We start from the raw sequence: 19637 nt of genomic DNA, 5'->3' as shown, positions 1-19637 counted from the left end.
CGTCCCCCGTCCCGGCGAATATTCGGGGCGTAACCGGCGGTCCACCTGCGGGGGTCGGCGATCACGACAAACATGGTTAGCCTGAGAGGCCAGTGAGATTTCTGCGGCAGACGAGGCTCGGCGTCGCGAACCCAACGGCGGGTCCAGGTGCTCTATACAGAGCTGCCGTGATCGGCGACGAGGAGGAGGCCCGTGACACAACAGACCTGGGACGAGGTGGGCGGTCTGCTGCCGCACGACGAGTTCCGCGCCGCCAGCGAAGCCATCGTCTCGAACATCGAGCAGGTCATCGAGGGCAAGACCGCCACCGTGCGGCTCGCCCTGGCGGTCCTGTTGGCCGAGGGCCACCTGCTCATCGAGGACGTTCCGGGCGTCGGCAAGACGAAGCTGGCCAAGGCGATGGCCCGGTCGATCGACTGCTCGGTGCGCCGCATCCAGTTCACCCCCGACCTGCTGCCCAGCGACGTGACCGGGGTCAGCGTCTACAACCAGGAGACGCACGACTTCGAGTTCCGCCCGGGCGCCGTCTTCGCCAACCTGGTGGTCGGCGACGAGATCAACCGTGCCTCGCCGAAGACCCAGTCGGCGCTGCTGGAGTGCATGGAGGAGCGGCAGGTCACCGTCGACGGCGTGACCTACCAGCTGCAGACGCCGTTCATGGTCATCGCCACCCAGAACCCGATCGAGATGGAGGGGACCTACCCGCTGCCCGAGGCACAGCGCGACCGGTTCACCGCCCGGATCGCGATGGGCTACCCCGACCCGGGCGCCGAGCTGGCGATGCTGGACGGGCACGGCGCCACCGACCCGCTCACCGACCTGCGGCCGGTCTCCGACGCCAACACCGTGCGCCGGCTGATCGGGCACGTCCGCCAGGTGCACGTCGCCGACGCCGTCAAGCAGTACGCGATCGACCTGGTCACCGCCACCCGCGAGGCTCCCGACCTGCGGCTGGGCGCCTCGCCGCGGGCCACCCTCCAGCTGTTGCGCACCGCCCGCGCGGTGGCCGCCCTGGAGGGGCGTGACTACGTCCTCCCCGACGACCTCCAGGTGCTCGCCGTGCCGGTGCTGGCGCACCGGATCATCCCCACCGCCGACGCCCAGCTGGCCCGCCGCACCACCGACGCCATCGTCGCCGAGCTGGTGCACCGGCTGCCGCTGCCGCACGACCGCAAGCGCTCCCCCTACGACACCCGGCCCGGCCAGGGCCACGGCCGGCCGCCGTACGAGCCGCGGAGGCCGTGAGGTGCGCGAAGGGCTGCGCGGGCTGACCACCCGGGGCCGCTCGTTCCTGGCGGCCGCGGTCGCCGCCGCGATCTCGTCGGCGATCCTCGGCGAGAAGGACCTGCTCCGGGTCGCCGTGCTGCTCGCCATCCTGCCGCTGCTCGCCGCGGCCTACGTCGGGCGCAGCCGCTACAAGCTGGCCTGCAACCGGTCGCTGGACCCGCACCGGGTGCCGGTCGGGGCCAGCTCGCGGGTGGTGCTGCGGCTGCAGAACATGTCCCGCCTGCCGACCGGCACGCTGCTGCTGGAGGACCGGCTGCCGTACGCGCTGGGCAGCCGGCCGCGGGTGGTGCTGGAGCGGCTCGGCGCGCACCAGGCCAGCTCGGTGGCGTACACCGTGCGGGCGGACGTGCGCGGCCGGTACGAGGTGGGGCCGCTGGTGGTCCGGATGACCGACCCGTTCGGGTTGTGCGAGCTCAGCCGTGCCTTCCCGAGCACCGACCACCTGACCGTCATCCCGCAGGTCACCCCGTTGCCCTCGGTGCGGCTGCCCGGCGAGTACGCCGGCAGCGGCGACAGCCGGGCCCGGTCGGTGGCCGTGCACGGCGAGGACGACGCCGCCACCCGCGAGTACCGGATGGGCGACGACCTGCGCCGGGTGCACTGGAAGTCGACCGCGCGCACCGGCGAGCTGATGGTGCGGCGGGAGGAGCAGCCCTGGGAGAGCCGCGCCACCGTGGTGCTGGACACCCGGGCGTACGGCCACCGCGGCGACGGCCCGACGGCCAGCTTCGAGTGGGCGGTCTCGGCCGCCGCGAGCATCGCTGTGCACCTGCGCCAGGCCGGCTACAAGCTGCGCCTGGTCACCGGCTCGGGGGCGGACGTGGACGCCTCCGAGGTGAGCGGCGACGGCCTGCTGCTGGACCACCTCGCCGAGGTCCGGCTGGACAAGAACGTCGAGCTCACCACGCTGGTGCAGCGGGTACGGCAGCGCTCGGACGGCGGCCTGATCATCGGCCTGTTCGGTTCGCTGAGCACCGCCGAGGCCGAACTGCTGGCCGGGCTGCGCGGCAACGGCGCCACCTGCGTGGGCTTCCTGCTGCACAGCTCCACCTGGCTCAACCTGCCGGAGAAGGCCCGGGCCGAGGCCGACCAGGCGCACGGCGCCGCCGCGCTGGCGCTGCTGCAGAGCGGCTGGCGGGTGATCGGCGTCGACCACGGCGGCCGGCTGCCGGCGCTCTGGCCGCAGGCGGCCCGGGGCTCGCAGGGTTTCGCGTTGCGGGCGGCGCTGGCCGAGACGGTGGCCGGCGGCATGCGATGAACGGAAGGCTCCCCTCATGATCGCCCACCGGAACCTGGGCTTCGTCGCCGCGGCGGCGACGCTGCTCGCCGCCGCGCCGCTGTCGGCCATCTTCGAACGCTGGACGTGGCTGATCCAGGCCACCATCGCGGTGGCGGTGGTGGCCGCCGTGGCCGCGCTGGCCCGGTTGGCCCGGTTCCCGCTCTGGGCCCAGGTGGTGGCCATGGTGGCCGGCCTGACGCTGGCCCTGACCTGGCTCTTCCCGGGCGGCACCGAACTGGTCGCCTTCATCCCGACCCCGGCCACCTTCGGGCACTTCGCCGACCTGCTGTCCGCCTCGATGCAGGACATGCGCTCGTACGGCGTGAAGGTCCCGGACACCGACCCGCTGCTCTTCCTCACCGTGCTCGGCATCGGCGGGGTGGCCGTGGTGGTCGACGTGCTCGCCGTCGGGCTGCGCCGTCCGGCGCTGGCCGGGCTGCCGATGCTCGCCATCTACTCGGTGCCGGTGGCGGTCTACGTGGACAGTGTCCCGCCGGTGCCGTTCGTCGTCGGCGCCGCCGGCTACCTCTGGCTGCTGGTCACCGACAACGTGGACCGGGTACGCCGGTTCGGCCGCCGGTTCACCGGCGACGGCCGGGACGTGGACGTCTGGGAGTCCAGCCCGCTGGCCGCCGCCGGCCGGCGGCTCGCGGTGCTCGGCGTGGCGCTGGCGGTGGTGCTGCCGTTGGCCGTGCCGGGGATGACCGGCGGGCTGCTGGACACCCTCGGCACCGGCGCCGGCAACGGCACCGGCACCGGCCGGCCGGGGGTCGGCACCAATCCCGGCCGGATCAACCTGTTCGCGGCGCTGAGCGGGCAGCTGAACCAGTCCGAGGTCGCCGACCTGGTGAAGGTCACCACCAACGAGCAGCAGCCGTTCTACCTGCGCTTCGGGGTGGCCGACCGGCTGAGCAACGACGGCTTCCGGGTCAACGATCCCAGCGGCCGGGCGGCCAACCGGGACCTGCCGGACCCGACGCGGGACCTCCGGTCGGGTGTCGGGCAGAACCGCTACCGGGCCACCGTCGAGGTGACCGACAACCTCGACATGCCGCTGCTGCCGGTCTACGCCCAGCCGGTCCGCACGGAGGACCTGAACGACCGGTGGCTCTACGACGCCGATCGCCAGATCGTCTTCTCCGGCCGGGAGTCCGCGCGCGGCAAGAAGTACTCGTTCGAGTACGTCCGGCTGACCTACACACCGAGCGTGCTGCGGCAGGCGCGAGAGCTGGGGTCCTCCCACCCGGCGCGGGTCCACTACACGATCAAGCCGGACGTGCCCGAGGTCGACGCGCTGGTCGAGCGGCTGATCCGCGGCGCGAACACCGAGTACGACAAGGTCCGGGCGATCTACGACTACTTCTCGGCGGACAACGGCTTCGTCTACCGGCTGAGCACCGAGACCGGCACCAGTGGCCAGGACATCCTCGACTTCCTCACCAACAAGGCCGGCTACTGCCAGCAGTACGCCGCCGCGATGGCCTGGCTGGTCCGGGCCGCCGGCATCCCGGCCCGGGTGGCGTTCGGCTTCACCAACGGCAGCAACCGGTCCGGCGACACGTACACGCTGACCAACCGGAACCTGCACGCCTGGACCGAGGTCTACTTCGACCAGATGGGGTGGGTGCCGTTCGACGCCACCCCGGCGTACGGCGTGGCGGGGTCGACCCGCTCGGCCTGGGCGCCGGACATCGACGCTCCCGAGGAGTCGAACCCCGCGCCGGGCAGCACCAGCGCGCCGGGCGACACGGAGGCATCGGCCGGCCCGCAGGGCCCGGACTCCCCGGAGGAGGACCCGGACTCCGGCCTGGCGCTGGGCGGCACCGCCCCGGCCGAGCAGGCCCCGGTCTGGCCCTGGTGGGCGGGCGGCGCGCTGGCCCTGCTCGCCCTGCTCGCCCTGCCGGCGCTGCGCCGGCTGGCGCTACGCCGGCGGCGCAGCGTCGCGACGGCTGCCGCCCCGGCGACGGTGCGGTCGGCGGGCGGCGACGCGCCCGCCGACGGGCCGCGGATGGTCGTGCTCGGCGTGGACGCCGCCCGGGCCCGGGCGGACGCCCACGCGGCCTGGGACGAACTGCTCGACACGCTGGTCGACTACCGGGTCCGGGTGGACCGCACCGAAACCCCCCGGGCCACCGCCGACCGGCTGGTCCGGGAGGCGTTGAGCGCCGACGCGGGGGCCGTCACGGCGGTACGTCTGCTCGGGCGGGCGGAGGAACGTGCCCGCTACGCGCGGGACCCGCTCACCGGCGAGCGGCTGCTCCCGGCCCTGCGGTCGGTACGCGGCGCGCTCGCCGCGCAGGCCGACCGGCGTACCCGGCTGCTGGCGGCGGTGCTCCCGCCGTCGGTGCTGCTGCGCTGGCGGCTCGCCACGGCGGACACCTCGTCCCGCCTGGTGACGGCGACGGGACGGGTCCGCTACCGGCTGCTGCGCTGGAGCCCGCGCCGCCTGCTCGCCAGCCGGATGGCCCGCTGATCCACGCCGGGTGGGCGGCGGTCGCCCCGCCGCCCATCCGGACCACGCCCAACGCGAGGCCCGCTGGCCCACCGCGAAGATCGCGCCCTTTCCTGGATGTAGTGGTCTCCCCGCGGCGGGATACCCCTACATCCGTGAAGTAGCACGACCTTGCGCTGCGACGGCGGGCCGCGTCGCGCATCGCCGGTGGAATGAGCCCGGCGGGACGGGCCGCGACGGGACTGCCAGTCGGCCGAGCGACGGCGGGCGGGTTGCGCGGGGCGGCCCCTTGGCTGGACCTCGCGGTCCTGCTGAGGCGGCCGGCGTGCCGACTGTCGACGGGTCGGGGCGCGGAGGAACGTCAAAGGTCGCCGGGACGTCCCGGCGATCCGCCTGGAGCGGTGGGGGTGCCCGCCTCAGCGGCGGGTCGGCGTCAGCGGTGCCCCTCCGGGCGCTGCCGCCACCGATCCTCCAGCCGATCCAGGATCGACGGCCGTCGACCGGCACGGCCGCGGGGACGGCGACGACTCGTCGTACCGCCCACGACGTGCAGGTCGGGTGACTGCGCTCGGCGGTGCGACTGCACCGCGAACGCGGCCGAGGCCAGCATGACGACGAAACCCGCCACCGCCAGCGGCGGAGTCTTGATCACCGCGCCGTAGACCAACAGGGCCAGGCCAGCGATGATCACGCCGGCAGCGACGAGCAGGCGACGCCGCGCGTGGAAACGCGGGTCGCTGGCGCGCACGGCCGAGGCGAATTTGGGGTCCTCGGCAAGCGACCGCTCGATCTGCTCGAACAGCCGCTGCTCGTGCTCCGAGAGCGGCACGGCACTCCTCCCCGGTCACGTTGGTCGGCCCGGTCGGACCGACAGACCGTGGCAGCCAACCGGCTGCTTACCCGCAAGTCTACGAGGGGGGTCGCGCGTCGGAAAGCGGGACGACCTATGGCCGGCGGGGATTTTCATTTCGACGCACGTCGCGGCCACCGAGCAGACTGGCCGGACCTATGACGGACCGCCCGAAACGGGCAGCCGCGGCGTCGGCGGCAGCTTCCGCCTCCCGCCAGCCGCGCTCGGGCGCGCCGAGGGTGAGCTGGCGCGGGGCGCCCGCCGCCCCGGCGAGCCCTTCGACCCGGACGCCGACCAGGCGGATCCGGTCGCCCGGATCGAGCGCGGTGTAGAGCGCCCAGACTGTGTCGAACACCTCGCGGGCGGTGTCGGTGGGCACGGCGAGGGTGCGGGAGCGGTTGACGGTGCGGAAGTCGGTCAGCCGCACCTTCAGCGACACCGTCCGCCCCACCTGACCGGCCCGGCGCAGCCGGGCGCCCACCTTCTCGGCCAGGGCGAGCAGGGCTCGCCGGATCTCCAGCGAATCGGCCACGTCGGCGTCGAAGGTCACCTCCGCGCCGATCGACTTCTCCACGTGCTCCGGGCTGACCCGGCGCGGGTCACGGCCCCAGGCCAGCTCGTGCAGGTGCGTGGCGGAGGCCTCACCGACCGCGCGGCGCAGCATGCCGAGCGGCGCCTCGGCGAGATCGCCGATGGTGTTCAGGCCGAGCCGGCGCAGCGCCTCGGCGGCCCGCTCCCCCACGCCCCACAGCGCCGCCACCGGCAACGGGTGGAGGAATTCGAGCACCCGCCCGGCCGGTACGACGAGCAGGCCGTCCGGCTTGGCCCGGGTCGAGCCGAGCTTGGCCACGAACTTGCTCGGCGCCACCCCGACCGAGCAGGTCAGCCCCTGTTCGGCGGCGACCCGCTCGCGGATCAGCCGGGCGATGGCGGCCGGGGGGCCGAACAGCCGCCGGGCGCCGGCCACGTCGAGGAACGCCTCGTCCAGGGAGAGCGGCTCGACCAGCGGGGTGAAATCCCGGAAGATCTGCATGACCGCCCGGGAGGCCGCCGTGTACTGGGTGAAGTCGGGCGGGAGGTAGACCGCGTCCGGGCAGAGCGCCCGGGCCCGCATGATGGGCATGGCGCTGCGTACGCCGTAGCGCCGGGCCTCGTAGCTGGCCGAGCTGACCACCCCGCGCGGGCCGAGCCCGCCGACCACCACCGGCCGGCCACGCAGCTCGGGCCGGCGGCGCACCTCCACCGAGGCGAAGAAGGCGTCCATGTCGACGTGCAGGATCGGGCAGCCGGAGTCGTCGGCGTCCGGCCCGAAGCGGGGATCACCGCCCCGCGGCAACGACTGACTCCGACCCATTGCCGCAGGCTAACCGGCACCTGCGACACTCCGCCCGGACGGTCCGGCGCCAACGCGACACCGGTCCGTCCGGGCGGTCCCGTTGGCCTCAGTCGGCCGACGCCGTTCCCGCGGGTACGCGACGCAGGGCGACGCCACTGGCGAGCGCTCCGACGAGGAGGATCGCCGCGCCGACCACGGCGGTGACCGTGAAGCCGTCGGTGAAGGCGGCGAAGGCGCGGTCGAGCAGCGCGCCGGCCACCTCGGCCGGCAGCTCGCCGGCCGCGGCGAGGGCACCGCCGACGGTGTCGACGGCCGCGCCGGCGAGCCCGTCGTCGAGGCCGGCCGGCGTCTGGGCGTCCATCTCGGCCCGGTAGATGCCGGCGGCGATGCTGCCCAGCACGGCGATGCCGAGCGCGCCACCGAACTCGGTGCTCGTCTCGGAGAGCGCCGACGCGGCTCCCGCCCGCTCGGGCGGCGCCGTGGTGAGCACGAGCGAGGTCGCCAACGTGCTGGTCATCCCGACGCCGAGCGTGAGCAGTCCGTAGCTGGTGACCAGCCACCAGACCGGCGAGTCGACCCGCATCGTGCTGACCAGCAGGAAGCCGGCGGCGGCGAGGACGAGCCCGGTGCTGACGAGGACCGCGGGCCGGATGCTCGGCGCGAGGGCGGAGGCGAGGGCGACGCCGACCACGCTGCCCAGGATGGTGGGCAGGGTCCAGAGCGCGGCGTCGAACGGGCTGAGGCCGAGCACCGTCTGCATGAACGTGACGGCGAGCAGGCCCATGCCCGCGCTGGCGAAGGTGATCGCCGTGTTCGCACCGATGGCCGCCGAGAAGGAGCCCGTCGAGAAGAGCCGGACGTCGATCATGGGCCGCTCGCTGCGGCGCTGCCGGCGTACGAAGAGGGCGCCGACCGCCAGCCCGGCGAGGAGGGCGACCAGCGAGGACGGGTTCGCCCCCACCTCGGCAAAGTGCTTGACCGCGTAGATGACCGGCAGGACCGCGCCTAGGCTGAGCAGCGAGCTGAGCGGGTCGAACCGCCCCGGGTTCGGATCCTTCGACTCGGGCAGCAGCAGCGGCCCGACGACGAGCAGCAGCAGCATGACCGGGACGTTGACGACGAACACCGAGCCCCACCAGAACCGCTCCAGCAGGAAGCCGCCGATGATCGGCCCGATCGCGATGCCGCCGGTGAAGCCGGCCGTCCAGATCCCGATCGCGGTCCGGCGTTGGTTCTCGTCGGTGAACATCCCGCGGATCAGGGCGAGGGTCGACGGGGCGAGGGTGGCGCCGCCCAGACCGAGCAGGGCGCGGGCGGCGATGAGCAGCTCCGCGCTGGTGGCGAAGGCGGCCAGCAGCGACGCCGCCCCGAACGCGGCGGCGCCGAGGAGCAGCAGCCGGCGGCGCCCGATGCGGTCGCCGAGGCTGCCCATGGTCACCAGCAGGCCGGCCATCACGAACCCGTAGATGTCCACGATCCACAGGTGTTGGCCGGCGGTGGGGCCGAGTTCGGCGCTGATCAGGGGCGCGGCCATGAACAGGATGGACAGGTCCATGGAGGCGAGGAGGGCGGGAATGACGAGGGCGGCGAGGCCGACCCAGTCGCGGCCCCGGGCACGGGAGGGAATGGTGGTCGTCACGCGGCGAATGTACATTCGTACAAGACGCTTGTACAAGACACCTGTACAAGACGGATGTTCAAGAGGTGGACTACACTGCCGGCATGGGACAGCGCGAGGACCTGCTGGCGGGGGCGAAGAAGTGCCTGGTGGAGAAGGGCTACGCGCACACCACGGCCCGCGACATCGTGGCGGCGGCGGGTGCTCATCTCGGCTCCATCGGTTACCACTTCGGCAGCAAGGACGCCCTGCTGAACGCCGCCGTCATGGAGACCTTCGACGCCTGGGGCGACGCCATCGCGGCGGCTGTCGTACCGGACGCCGGCGGCACCCCGCTGGACCGGCTGCGTGGGTTCGTCGACGGCCTGCTGGCGGCCGCCCCCGAGCAGCGGGCCATCCTGGTGGCCAGCGTGCAGGCGTACGCCCAGGCGGAGTTCGCGCCCGAGGTCCGGGCGCAGCTGGTGGCCGGCTACGCCGCCGGCCGGCGGGACCTGGCCGCGCTGGTGCTCGGCATCCCACCGGCGGAGGTCTCGGAGGAGCAGGCCCGCGCCTACGGCGGACTCGCCATGGCGATGGTCAACGGCGCCATGATCCAGTGGCTGATCGACCCCGCGTCCGCACCCACCGCCGACGACCTCGCGCGGGCGCTCGGCGGGCTCAGCGGGCGCTGACCGGACCGCACCGGCCGCCCGCCGTCGACCAGCGTCGCCGGCGGGACCGGGCTCGGTCAGCCGGTGACCGCGTCACCGAGCGGGACGGGCGGCCGCCGACCCGCTCAGCCGCGGACCACCAGCAGCGGGATGGTCATCTCCGCCGCGGTGTCCGCCCCGTGGTAGGCCACCAGCCGGGAGGCCAGCGGCTTCTCCGACCGGGTGGCCATCACCGCGTACGTGTCGTTGCAGATCACCACCACGTCGCCGATCCGGCTCAGGTGCTCCTCGGGCACCGGTCCGAACCAGCCGTCGGCCACCACCTCGTCCCGGGTCCGTACCCGGGCCGCGGCACCGAGCACCGTCGACCAGGCGCCCACCACGTCGTCGGTGGCGCCGGGGGCGACGTGCAGGTAGCGGACCCGGGGTTCGCCGGAGACCACCCGCACCCCGGCCCGCAGCCGCGGGTCGGTGTCCAGGTCGAAGCGGTGCCCGGCCGGCACGTCGAGCTGCCCGTGATCGGCGGTGACCAGCAGCGCGGCGTCCGCCGGCAGGCCGTCCACCAGCCGGGCGAGCAGCCCGTCCACCTCGGCGGCGGCGTGCCGCCAGGGCATCGAGTCGACGCCGGTGAGGTGGCCGTGCCGGTCCAGGTCGGGGTGGTAGCCGGAGACCAGGGTCGGCCCGGCGCCGGCGGCGAGCGCGGCCAGCATCTCCTCGGCGAGCGCGTCGACGCCGGCGGCGCCGCGGTAGTCGCCGCCGCGGTTGGCGGCCACGGTGAGCCCGCTGCCGCCGAACTCCGGCCGGCTCACCACGGTCACCGCGACCCCGGCGGCCCGGGCCCGCTCCAACTGGGTACGGACCGGCTGCCAGCGCAGCGGAGCCGGGTCGGCGGCCCACTCGATGTGGTTGAGCACCCGGTCGCTGCCCGGCACCCGGACGGTGAAGCCGAGCACGCCGTGCGCGCCGGGGGCGGCGCCGGTGCCGAGGGTCACCAGGCTGGTCGGCGTGGTGGACGGGAAGCCCGAGGTGAGCGGCCGACCGGCGGTCGCGGCCAGCCCGGCCAGCGTCGGCGCGTACGGGGCGGCGGTGGGGATCTGGTACCAGCCGAGCCCGTCGACCAGCAGCACCGCGATCCGGCGTACCCCGGCCAGCGCCTCGGCGAGCCCGAGGGGGTCGGTGGCGCCGGGCACGCCGAGCACGGCCAGCGCGCTGGGCAGCACGTCGGCCAGGCTGCCGGTGCCATAGCGCGGGGCGACCACCGCCAGCGGGTCGGGCGCGCCGGCCGGTGCGGCGGGTCGGGTCATGCCGGCCGGCGGGCGAACAAATGCAGCTGGGCGGCCAGGTCACGCCAGGGCGACCGCCCGGCGAGCGTCCGCTCCAACTCGACCAGGGCGCCCGGCTGGCCGTCGGCGACGGCGGCGGGGAGCAGGTCGGCGAGCACGCGTACCCCGTGGATCTCCTCGACCACCAGCCCGGCGGCGCCGAGCAGCGCGGCGGCGCCGTCGGCGTCGTAGCGCCGGCGCAGGGTGTCCCGGGGCCCGGCGGTGCCGGCCGGGTCGGCGGCCAGCGTGGCGGCGGTGTCCAGGTGCCCGTTCATCGCCCGGCCGAGCACGGCGGCGGCCCGGCCGGCGACCAGCACGCTCGCGGCGCCGCCGGGGCGCAGCGCGGTGGCCAGCGCGGCCACCACCGGTGCGGGGTCGTCGACCACCTCCAGCACGGCGTGGCAGAGCACCAGGTCGGCCCCGGCCGGCTCGACCAGCCCGGCGAGCGCGTCCCCGTCGCCCTGCACGGCGTGCACCCGCCCGGCGACCCCGGCCTCGGCGGCCCGGCGGGTCAGCGCGGCGAGCGCGTCCGGGCTGGCGTCGACCACGGTGACCCGGTGCCCGGCCTGGGCCAGCGGAACGGCGAACCCGCCGGTGCCGCCGCCCACGTCGAGCACGGTCAGTTCGGCGTCGCCACGACGGTCCAGCTCGGCGCGCAGCACCGACCAGATCACGGCGGTACGGGGGGTCAGCGGCGGCCCGGCGATCCGGCCTGGGGTCTGCTCCACCCGGTCGAGCCTAGTCACCCGCGCCAGTCACCCCTTGCGGCCGGTGGTGGCGATCCCCTCGACGAAGTGCCGCTGGGCGAGGAAGAACAGGATGATCATCGGGACGGTGGCGAGCACGCTGCCGGCGAGCACCACCTCCCACTGCTGCTCGCCGCCGTAGCCGAACCGGTCCAGCACCACCTTCAGCCCGCGCGGCAGGGTGAACAGCTCCTCGTTGCGCAGGTAGATCAGCGGCTTCATCAGGTCCGTCCAGCTGGCCTTGAACTCGAAGACGAAGGCGACCAGCAGCGCGGGGCGGATCAGCGGGAACGCCAGTTTCCAGAACAGCTGCGGGTAGCTCGCCCCGTCCACCCGGGCCGCCTCGAAGTACTCCCGGGGCAGCGAGAGCAGGAACTGCCGCAGCAGGAAGATGTAGAACGCCGAGCCGAACAGGTTGCCGGCCCAGAGCGGCACCTGGGTGTCGGTCAGCCGCAGCTCGGACCAGATCAGGTAGGTGGGGATCATGGTCACCGCGAACGGCAGCATCATGGTCGCCAGCACCAGCCCGAAGAGCAGGTCCCGGCCGGGGAAGCGGAAGTAGGCGAAGCCGAACGCCACCCAGGCGCTGGAGATGGTGACCGCCGCGGCGGCGGCCACGCCGACCACCACGCTGTTGACCAGCCAGGTCAGCAGCGGCGCCGCCGACCATGCCTCGGCGTAGTTGTCGGGGGCGAAGGGCACCGGCAGGAAGCCGGGGGCGAAGACGTACTCGCGGGGGCGCAGCGAGGCGCTGACCAGCCAGACGAACGGCAGCATGAAGATCACGGACGCGCCGGTGAGCGCCGCCACGAACGCCACCCGCTGCCAGAGCGGCCGCCGGGCGTCCTCGGCGGGCGGCCGGCGGGCCGCCGCCGGCGCCGGCCCGCCCGCGGGCACCGGCGCGGCGGCGGTCCGCTCGACCGCGGTGGTCACGACTCCGCCCCGCCCTCGGGGTCCTTCTCGACCCGCGAGCGCCGGGCGTTGGCCACCGGTCCGCCGGTGACCGGGTACTCCCGGGCCTCGCACTGGTGCGGGCGCCAGTCGGCCGCCAGCCGGGTCCGCCGGCTGTTGGCCACCTCGTGGTACGTCTCGCTCATGCCGGCACTCCGCTCCGCTGCGTGCCGTCATGAGGCACCATCGCCCTGAACCTGATGATTCGCTCGCTTCGCTCGCTCATCGGTCCTCCCCCTCGTAGAACACGAACCGGTTGCTGAGCTTCACCTGCACCAACGTGACCACCAGGATGATCACGAAGAGCAGCCAGGCCATGGCCGAGGCGTAGCCCATGTGCAGGAACTGGAACGCTTCCTGGAACAAATGGATCACGTAGAACGATGCCGCGTCGCTGTTGAACCGGTTCTGCGTCTCCCGGTTGCCGAAGTACATGGTGTAGACCTCGGTGAACATCTGCAGCGACGCGATCGTGTTGACGATCAGCGTGAAGAACAGCGCACCGGAGATCATCGGCAGCGTGACGTGGCGGAACCGGGCCCAGCCGCCGGCCCCGTCGATGCTGGCCGCCTCGTACAGGTCGCGCGGCACGTTCTGCAACGCGGCGAGGTAGATGATCACGGTGGAGCCGAGGCTCCAGAGGCTCATCAGCACGATGCCGGGCATCACCCAGTCCGGGTCGGTGGTCCAGCTCGGCCCCGCGATCCCGACCAGCGCCAACCCGCGGTTGATCAGGCCGTCCTGGGTGTTGAGCAGGAGCAGGAACAGGATGCCGACCGCCACCGCCGGGGTCATCACCGGCAGGTAGAAGACGGTACGGAAGAAGCCCTGCCACCGCCCCACCCGCTTGAGCAGCAGCGCCAGCCCGAGCGAGACGGCCATCACCAGCGGCACGTGCAGCGCCGTGTAGTAGACGGTGTTGCCGAGACTGCGGGCCACCTGCTGGTCGGCCATCAGCTCCCGGTAGTTGTCCAGCCCGGTGTACTCCGGCGGGTTGATCACGTCGTACTCGGTGAAGCTGAGCCAGGCGCTGGCGATCATCGGGCCGGCGGTGAACGCCAGGAACCCGATGATCCACGGCGCCAGGAACAGGTACGCCCAGCGCGCCTCCCGCCGGGCCAGCGGCGTACGGCGGCGCCGGCCCGGTACGGGAGGAGCGGTGGCGGTGCTGGCCATCCCGGCGCCTACTTCGACGCCTCGTCCAGCGCGGCGGTGGCCTCCTGCTGGGCCCGGGCCAGCGCCTCGGCCGGCTGGGCCTGCCCGGCGAGCACCCGGTTCACCGCGTCGTACCAGGCCTTGTCGAACTCGGCCCCGGCCGGCGAGGCGGGCATGGCGAAGGCGGCGTCCTGCACCGAGCGGATGGTGGCCACCGCGTCGTCGAACCGCTTGTTGCCGGTCGGCTGGTACAGCTCGTCGAAGATCTTGTTGTCGGCGTTGAGGTTGCCGGTCCAGACGCCGGTGAACGGCTGGCCGGCGGCCTTGCGGGCGTCGGCCCGGGCCTTCGCCGCGGCGAGCCAGGTGTCGGTGGCGGTCATCTGCTTGGCGAACGCGCACGCGGCGTCCGGGTTCTTCGCCCCCTTGGTGATCACCCAGGCCTGCCCGGAGGACATGGTCAGCGGCTTGCCCTGCCGGTCGACGAACGGCTTGACCACCAGTTCCGCCTTCGGGCTGTTCTTGGCGGCCTGGTTGAGGAACCACTCCTCCATCGGCCAGGCGACGATCTGGCTCTTGGTCAGCGGGTTCTCCGCCCCGAAGAAGTCGAAGGTGTCCCGGAACGACTTGAACCTGCCGAACCCGCCCTGGTCCTGGATCAGCTGTAGGCCGGTGGTGAGCGCCTCGACCACCTTCGGGTCGGTGAGGTTCGCCTTCGTCCCGTCCGCCGAGATCATGTCGGCGCCGTTGGCCTTGGCCCACATCGGCAGGAACTCCGGGATCTTCGGGTCGATGCCGATCCGGGAGAGCCGGTTGCCGGAGACCTTGGCGAGCTTCGCGTTGAGCGCCGGCAGCGCCGCCCAGTCGGCCAGGTCGACGTCGTCGACGGTCAGGCCGGCCTGCCGGAGCAGCGCCTCGTTGAGGTAGACCACCCGAACGCTGGAGAACTCCGGGATGCCGTACACGGTGCCGTCGAGGGTGACCTGGTCCTTCGCGGCCGGCCGGTACTGCGCCAGGTCGATGCCCTGCTTCTCGACGCAGTCGGTGAGCGGCTGGATGGAGCCGCGCTTGGCGTACGTGCCGATCAGCTTGCGGTCCATGTACACCAGGTCCGGCGGGTTGCCCGAGGCGACCGCGGAGAGGAACTGCTGCTCGTCGAAGGCACCCTCGGTGATCTTCAGGTCGACGCCGGGGTGGTCCCGCTTGAAGGCGTCCACCCGGGTGGTGGCGATCTCGTCGGAGAGGCCGAAGCCCATGGTGGTCAGCGTGCCGCTGGTCGCGGTGCCGCCCCCGCCGTCGTCATCGCCGCCGCCGACTCCCCCGCAACCGGTGACGGCCAGGGCGAGCACTCCGGCGAGCGCGGTCGCCCGCAGTGTCCGTGACATGGTTTCCTCCCCGGGACCGCACGGGCCACCCTGCCCGCGCGGAGCAGCAGTTCTCCGGTTCGCCGACGTTTCAAACCCGGCGGCGTCGGGATCGGCGTGTGGCGCGGATCTCCGCCGGAGCGGTCGGTGCCCGGCCCGGCCGAGGGGCTGGTCAGGCTGGTCCCGTGCTCCTGCTGCTCACCGTCTTCGGCGTCGTGCTGCTCGGTGCCTTCGCGCAGGCGGTCAGCGGTTTCGGCTACGCGCTGGTGACCGTGCCGCTGCTGACCGTCGTGGTCGATCCGCGCGCCGCGGTGGTGCTCTCGGCGCTCACCGGCATCGGGCTGACCCTGGTGGCCGCCGTCCGGGAACGCGGGTACGCCCGGTGGCGGGTGGCCGCGACGCTGACCGGGGCCGCGCTGCTCGGCCTGCCGCTCGGTCTGCTGGTGCTCGCCCGGGCACCGGAACGCGCGCTCAGCGCGCTGATCGCGGTGGTGGTGCTCGGTTGCGTCGTCCTGGTCTGGTCCGGCGTCCGGCTCCGCACCGGCCGGGCCGGACTCGGCGCCGTCGGGGTGCTCGTCGGGGTGCTCACCGCCGCCACCGGCACCAACGGGCCGCCGCTGGTCGCCGCGTTCCACTCCCTCGGCTACGATCCGCGCACCTTCCGGGCCACCCTGGCCGCCACGTTCTCCGGCACCGGCCTGATGGGGCTGGCCGGGTTCGCGGCGACCGGTCAGCTGCACCTCGACGTGGCGCGGACCGCCCTGATCGCGCTGCCCGCCGTACCGCTGGGCTGGTGGTTGGGGAACCGGCTGTTCCGCCGGATCGATCCGCTGCTGTTCCGGCGGATCGTGCTGATCGGGCTGCTCGGCAGCGCCGGCACGGCGCTCGCCGGCCTGGCCGGCTGAGCCGGGCCGGTCAGCGGAAGTCGCGGGAGGCCGGGCTGACCGGCGGCTCGATCGCGTCCAGCCGGTCGGCGTCCAGGTTGAGCACGCCCTCGTGCCGCTGCAACCGGCCCCGCACCACCAGCCCGGTGCTGGTCCGGGCCACCCGCCGGTAGCGCTGCCACAGCCCCGGCGAGCAGGTGACGTTGAGCATGCCGGTCTCGTCCTCCAGGTTGAGGAAGGTGACCCCGCCGGCCGTCGCCGGGCGCTGCCGGTGGGTGACGATCCCGCCGACCCGGATCCGCTGGCCCGGCTCCACCCGGCCGAGCCGGGCGATCGGCACCGCGCCCAGGGCGTCGAGCTGGGGGCGGATGAAGCTGGCCGGGTGGGTCTCCGGGGACAGCCCGGTGGCCCAGACGTCGGCGACCAGCCGGTCCACCGCCTCCATGCCGGGCAGCGTCGGCGCGGCGGCGCCGGTGACCGTGCCGGGCAGCCGGCCGGGCCGGTCCTGGGCCGCCGCCCCGGCGGCCCAGAGCGCCTGGCGCCGGGTGAGCCCGAAGCAGGCGAAGGCGTCCGCGGTGGCCAGCGCCTCCAGCTGCGCGGCGGTGAGACCCACGCGCCGGGCCAGGTCCGGCATGTCGCGGTACGGCCCGTGCGCCGTCCGCTCGGCCTCGATCCGCTCAGCCACCTCGTCGCCGAGGGTACGCACGCTGGACAGCCCCAGCCGGACGGCCGGCCCGCCCAGCCCCCAGGCGTGCGGCGGCTCCCCCGGCTCACTGCCCCACCGGGTCTGCGGGGTGGATTCCAGCACCGCCTTGGCGCCGCTGGCGTTGATGTCCGGCCGGCGTACCTCCACCCCGTGCCGGCGGGCGTCGTCGACCAGGGTCTGCGGCGAGTAGAAGCCCATCGGCTGGGCGTTGAGCAGCGCGGCCAGGAACGGGGCCGGGTGGTAGCGCTTGAGCCAGGAGCTGGCGTAGACCAGGTAGGCGAAGCTCATCGCGTGGCTCTCCGGGAAGCCGTAGCTGGCGAACGCGGAGAGCTTGCGGTAGACGTCGTCGGCGAGGTCGCCGGTGATGCCCCGCTCGGCCATCCCGGCGTAGAGCCGGTCGGCGATCCGGGCCATCCGCTCGGCCGAGCGCTTGGCCCCCATCGCCCGGCGCAACTGGTCGGCCTCGGCGGCGTCGAAGCCGGCCAGGTCGATGGCGAGCTGCATCAGCTGCTCCTGGAACAGCGGCACGCCGAGGGTCTTCTCCAGCGCGTTACGCATCAGCGGGTGGGCGTACTCCACCGGCTCCTGGCCGTTCTTGCGCCGGATGAACGGGTGCACCGAACCGCCCTGAATCGGGCCCGGGCGGATCAGCGCCACCTCGACCACCAGGTCGTAGAAGACCCGCGGCTTGAGCCGGGGCAGGGTGGCCATCTGGGCCCGGCTCTCCACCTGGAACACCCCGACCGAGTCGGCCCGGCAGAGCATGTCGTAGACCTCCGGGTCGTCCAGCGTCATGTCGCCGAGGTCCAGGCTCATGCCGATCATGTCGTAGCCGTAGTGCAGCGCGGAGAGCATGCCGAGCCCGAGCAGGTCGAACTTGACCAGGCCGACCGCGGCGCAGTCGTCCTTGTCCCACTGGAGCACGCTGCGCCCGGGCATCCGGCCCCACTCCACCGGGCAGACCTCGATCACCGGCCGGTCGCAGATCACCATGCCGCCGGAGTGGATGCCCAGGTGCCGGGGAAAGGTCTGCAGCTCGTTCGCGTACGCGACGACCTGCTCGGGGATGTCCTCCACGTCGACCGCGGCGACGCTGCCCCAGCGGTCGATCTGCTTGCTCCAGGCGTCCTGCTGCCCGGGCGAGAAGCCGAACGCCTTGGCCACGTCCCGCACCGCCGAGCGGGGCCGGTAGGAGATGACGTTGGCGACCTGGGCGGTGTGCTCCCGGCCGTAGCGGGCGTACACGTGCTGGATGACCTCCTCCCGCCGGTCGGACTCGATGTCCACGTCGATGTCCGGCGGGCCGTCCCGCTCCGGGGCGAGGAAGCGCTCGAAGAGCAGCCGGTGCCGGACCGCGTCGACGTTGGTGATCCGCAGCGCGTAGCAGACCGCCGAGTTCGCCGCCGAGCCCCGGCCCTGGCAGTAGATGTCCTGCTCCCGGCAGAACGCGACGATGTCGTAGACCACCAGGAAGTAGCCGGGGAAGCCCAGCTCCTCGATCATGTTCAGCTCGTGTTCGAGCTGCTCGTACGCCCTCGGGTGCGCCGCGCGCGGGCCGTAACGCTCCTGGGCGCCGGCGTAGGTGAGGTGGCGCAGCCAGCTCATCTCGGTGTGCCCCGGCGGCACCGGGTACGCGGGCAGCTTCGGCGCGACCAGTTGGAGGTCGAAGGCGAGTTCGGCGCCGAACTCGGCGGCCCGGGCCACCGCACCCGGGTACGCGGCGAACCGGGCCGCCATCTCGGCGCCGCTGCGCAGGTGGGCGGTGGCGGCGGCGGGCAGCCAACCGTCGATCTCGTCCAGGCTGCGCCGGGCCCGGACGGCGGCGACGGTGGTGGCCAGCCGGCGCCGGGCGGGGGTGGCGTAGTGCACGTTGTTGGTGGCCACGGTGGGCAGGCCGGCCGCCGCGGCCAGGTCGGCGAGCGCGTCGTTACGGTCGGCGTCGACCGGGTGCCCGTGGTCGGTGAGTTCCACCGCGACCGTCTCCGCGCCGAACAGGGCGGTCAGCCGGTCCAGCTCGCGGGCGGCCGCCTCGACCCCCTCGGTGAGCAGCGCCGCCGGCACGTGGCCCTTGCGGCAGCCGGTGAGCACCAGCACGTGGTCGCGCAGCTCGGCGGCCACCTCCTCCAGCTCGCCGTAGACCGGGCGGCCCTTCTCCCCGCCGCGCAGCTGGGCCCGGGCGATGGTGGCGGCCAGCCGGGCGTACCCCTCGTGGCCGTGGGCGAGCACCAGCAGGTGCCGGCCGAGCGGGTCGGGCTCGCCGTTCTGCGGACCGGGCAGGCCGAGCGACAACTCGGCACCGAAGATCGTCGGCAGGTGCAGCGCGCGGGCCGCCTCGGCGAAGCGCACCACGCCGTAGAAGCCGTCGTGGTCGGTGACGGCGAGCGCGGTGAGCCCCAGCCGGGTCGCCTCCTCGGCCAGCTCCTCGGGGTGGCTGGCGCCGTCGAGGAAGCTGAAGTTGGTGTGCGCGTGCAGTTCGGCGTACGGCACCGCGGCGTCCGGGCGGGCCAGCTTGGGTGGCTGGTACTGCTGCCGCTTGCGGGTCCAGGCCGGCGAGTCCCCGCCGTCGGCGTCGACGGCCAGCGGGTCCACCACGTGCAGGTGCCGCTCCGGCCGGTCTCCGCCGGACCGGCCGGAGAGCACCCGTTCCAGCTCGGACCAGGGCAGCTTGGGGTTGTGGAAGCTCACCCGGCCCCCCTCCGGCTGTTCCCGGCCCAGCCGCTCCCGGCCCAGCCACTGCCGGCCGGGCGGCTCCGCCGGGGCGAGCTCCCGATCGGCGAGTTCGGTCCGGCCCGCCGGTCACCACCGGGGCGGACCGGTGGGCCGCTCCCACCGGCCCGGCCGCTTGCCACCGGGCGCTCCGTCCGCGAATCGGCCGGCCGACCACCGCCACCCGACGGCACCGCCGCCCGGCGCCGCCCCATGCAGCGGGCCGGCCGGCGGCCCTTCGCCGACGAGCGTGATACCTGTGCGTCATCAATATGACGCACAGGTATCACCGTGCGAGGTAGGTGTGGCCGGGCGAGCTGGCCACCGCAGCGAC

At 73.9% G+C, this 19637-nt stretch carries 15 protein-coding genes; 5 read left to right on the top strand and 10 right to left on the bottom strand.

All coding sequences use genetic code 11. The features are described 5' to 3' along the window. The first annotated feature begins 192 nt into the window (after positions 1–192). From GA0070609_RS05280 to GA0070609_RS05270, 3 genes are read left to right on the top strand one after another with little or no spacing between them, the layout of a single operon-like run. Entirely contained in the window at positions 193–1245 is a 1053-nt protein-coding gene (locus GA0070609_RS05280; protein ID WP_088992750.1) for an AAA family ATPase, read from the top strand. Position 1246: 1 nt separating this feature from the next. After that, on the top strand, positions 1247–2545 hold the full coding sequence (locus GA0070609_RS05275) for a DUF58 domain-containing protein (RefSeq protein WP_088992749.1): 1299 nt from the start codon (positions 1247–1249) through the stop codon (positions 2543–2545). A 16-nt stretch (positions 2546–2561) separates the two neighbouring features. Then, positions 2562–5039: a transglutaminase TgpA family protein gene (locus tag GA0070609_RS05270; RefSeq protein WP_088992748.1), complete on the top strand. Its 2478-nt coding sequence runs from the start codon at positions 2562–2564 to the stop codon at positions 5037–5039. A gap of 412 nt (positions 5040–5451) precedes the next feature. Here GA0070609_RS05270 and GA0070609_RS05265 read toward each other — a convergent pair whose 3' ends face one another. The 3 genes from GA0070609_RS05265 to GA0070609_RS05255 form a co-directional block, all read right to left on the bottom strand. After that, positions 5452–5847 carry a DUF3040 domain-containing protein gene (locus tag GA0070609_RS05265; protein ID WP_088992747.1) on the bottom strand — a complete coding sequence of 132 codons (396 nt, stop codon included), beginning with the start codon at positions 5845–5847 and terminating at the stop codon, positions 5452–5454. Between the two features lie 115 nt (positions 5848–5962). After that, on the bottom strand, positions 5963–7222 hold the full coding sequence (locus GA0070609_RS05260; RefSeq protein ID WP_088992746.1) for a DNA polymerase IV: 1260 nt from the start codon (positions 7220–7222) through the stop codon (positions 5963–5965). An 88-nt stretch (positions 7223–7310) separates the two neighbouring features. Next, the gene (locus tag GA0070609_RS05255; RefSeq protein ID WP_197700216.1) at positions 7311–8843 is read right to left on the bottom strand and encodes an MFS transporter; all 1533 of its coding nucleotides are present in this window, start codon (positions 8841–8843) and stop codon (positions 7311–7313) included. An 83-nt stretch (positions 8844–8926) separates the two neighbouring features. On the opposite strand from GA0070609_RS05255, the gene GA0070609_RS05250 reads away from it, so the two are divergent. Continuing rightward, positions 8927–9493 carry a TetR/AcrR family transcriptional regulator gene (locus tag GA0070609_RS05250; RefSeq protein ID WP_088997512.1) on the top strand — a complete coding sequence of 189 codons (567 nt, stop codon included), beginning with the start codon at positions 8927–8929 and terminating at the stop codon, positions 9491–9493. A gap of 104 nt (positions 9494–9597) precedes the next feature. Here the strand turns inward: GA0070609_RS05250 and GA0070609_RS05245 are convergent, their stop codons facing one another. The 6 genes from GA0070609_RS05245 to GA0070609_RS05225 form a co-directional block, all read right to left on the bottom strand. Then, positions 9598–10776, bottom strand: coding sequence for an alkaline phosphatase family protein (locus tag GA0070609_RS05245; protein ID WP_088992744.1), 1179 nt, complete (start codon positions 10774–10776; stop codon positions 9598–9600). After that, on the bottom strand, positions 10773–11540 hold the full coding sequence (locus GA0070609_RS05240; protein ID WP_088992743.1) for a methyltransferase domain-containing protein: 768 nt from the start codon (positions 11538–11540) through the stop codon (positions 10773–10775). The genes GA0070609_RS05245 and GA0070609_RS05240 overlap by 4 nt, the downstream gene beginning before the upstream one ends. 9 nt (positions 11541–11549) lie before the next feature. Beyond that, entirely contained in the window at positions 11550–12473 is a 924-nt protein-coding gene (locus GA0070609_RS05235; protein ID WP_088992742.1) for a carbohydrate ABC transporter permease, read from the bottom strand. Continuing rightward, positions 12470–12637 (bottom strand): hypothetical protein, encoded by a 168-nt coding sequence (locus GA0070609_RS33515; protein WP_172899292.1) that lies wholly within the window; start codon positions 12635–12637, stop codon positions 12470–12472. Before GA0070609_RS33515 ends, GA0070609_RS05235 begins: the two co-directional genes overlap by 4 nt. A 76-nt stretch (positions 12638–12713) precedes the next feature. Beyond that, positions 12714–13667: a carbohydrate ABC transporter permease gene (locus tag GA0070609_RS05230; RefSeq protein WP_088992741.1), complete on the bottom strand. Its 954-nt coding sequence runs from the start codon at positions 13665–13667 to the stop codon at positions 12714–12716. A gap of 8 nt (positions 13668–13675) precedes the next feature. Then, entirely contained in the window at positions 13676–15028 is a 1353-nt protein-coding gene (locus GA0070609_RS05225) for an extracellular solute-binding protein (RefSeq protein ID WP_088992740.1), read from the bottom strand. A gap of 164 nt (positions 15029–15192) precedes the next feature. Here GA0070609_RS05225 and GA0070609_RS05220 point away from each other — a divergent pair, with 164 nt between their 5' ends. Beyond that, positions 15193–15912 carry a sulfite exporter TauE/SafE family protein gene (locus GA0070609_RS05220; RefSeq protein ID WP_157748063.1) on the top strand — a complete coding sequence of 240 codons (720 nt, stop codon included), beginning with the start codon at positions 15193–15195 and terminating at the stop codon, positions 15910–15912. Positions 15913–15922: 10 nt separating this feature from the next. Here GA0070609_RS05220 and GA0070609_RS05215 read toward each other — a convergent pair whose 3' ends face one another. Continuing rightward, the gene (locus tag GA0070609_RS05215) at positions 15923–19282 is read right to left on the bottom strand and encodes an error-prone DNA polymerase (protein WP_088992739.1); all 3360 of its coding nucleotides are present in this window, start codon (positions 19280–19282) and stop codon (positions 15923–15925) included. Positions 19283–19637: the final 355 nt, after the last annotated feature.

This window comes from Micromonospora echinaurantiaca (assembly GCF_900090235.1).
GTDB lineage: Bacteria > Actinomycetota > Actinomycetes > Mycobacteriales > Micromonosporaceae > Micromonospora > Micromonospora echinaurantiaca.
The sequence above is the reverse complement of the archived record's forward strand: the minus strand, read 5'-3'. Positions and strand labels throughout refer to the sequence as shown.

Bases quoted from the DNA above. Each gene is read 5' to 3' on its own strand.
- GA0070609_RS33515 (WP_172899292.1), bottom strand. From the start codon at position 12,637: ATGAGCGAGACGTACCACGAGGTGGCCAACAGCCGGCGGACCCGGCTG.
- GA0070609_RS05225 (WP_088992740.1), bottom strand. From the start codon at position 15,028: ATGTCACGGACACTGCGGGCGACCGCGCTCGCCGGAGTGCTCGCCCTG.
- GA0070609_RS05250 (WP_088997512.1), top strand. From the start codon at position 8,927: ATGGGACAGCGCGAGGACCTGCTGGCGGGGGCGAAGAAGTGCCTGGTG.
- GA0070609_RS05230 (WP_088992741.1), bottom strand. From the start codon at position 13,667: ATGGCCAGCACCGCCACCGCTCCTCCCGTACCGGGCCGGCGCCGCCGT.
- GA0070609_RS05260 (WP_088992746.1), bottom strand. From the start codon at position 7,222: ATGGGTCGGAGTCAGTCGTTGCCGCGGGGCGGTGATCCCCGCTTCGGG.
- GA0070609_RS05245 (WP_088992744.1), bottom strand. From the start codon at position 10,776: ATGACCCGACCCGCCGCACCGGCCGGCGCGCCCGACCCGCTGGCGGTG.
- GA0070609_RS05270 (WP_088992748.1), top strand. From the start codon at position 2,562: ATGATCGCCCACCGGAACCTGGGCTTCGTCGCCGCGGCGGCGACGCTG.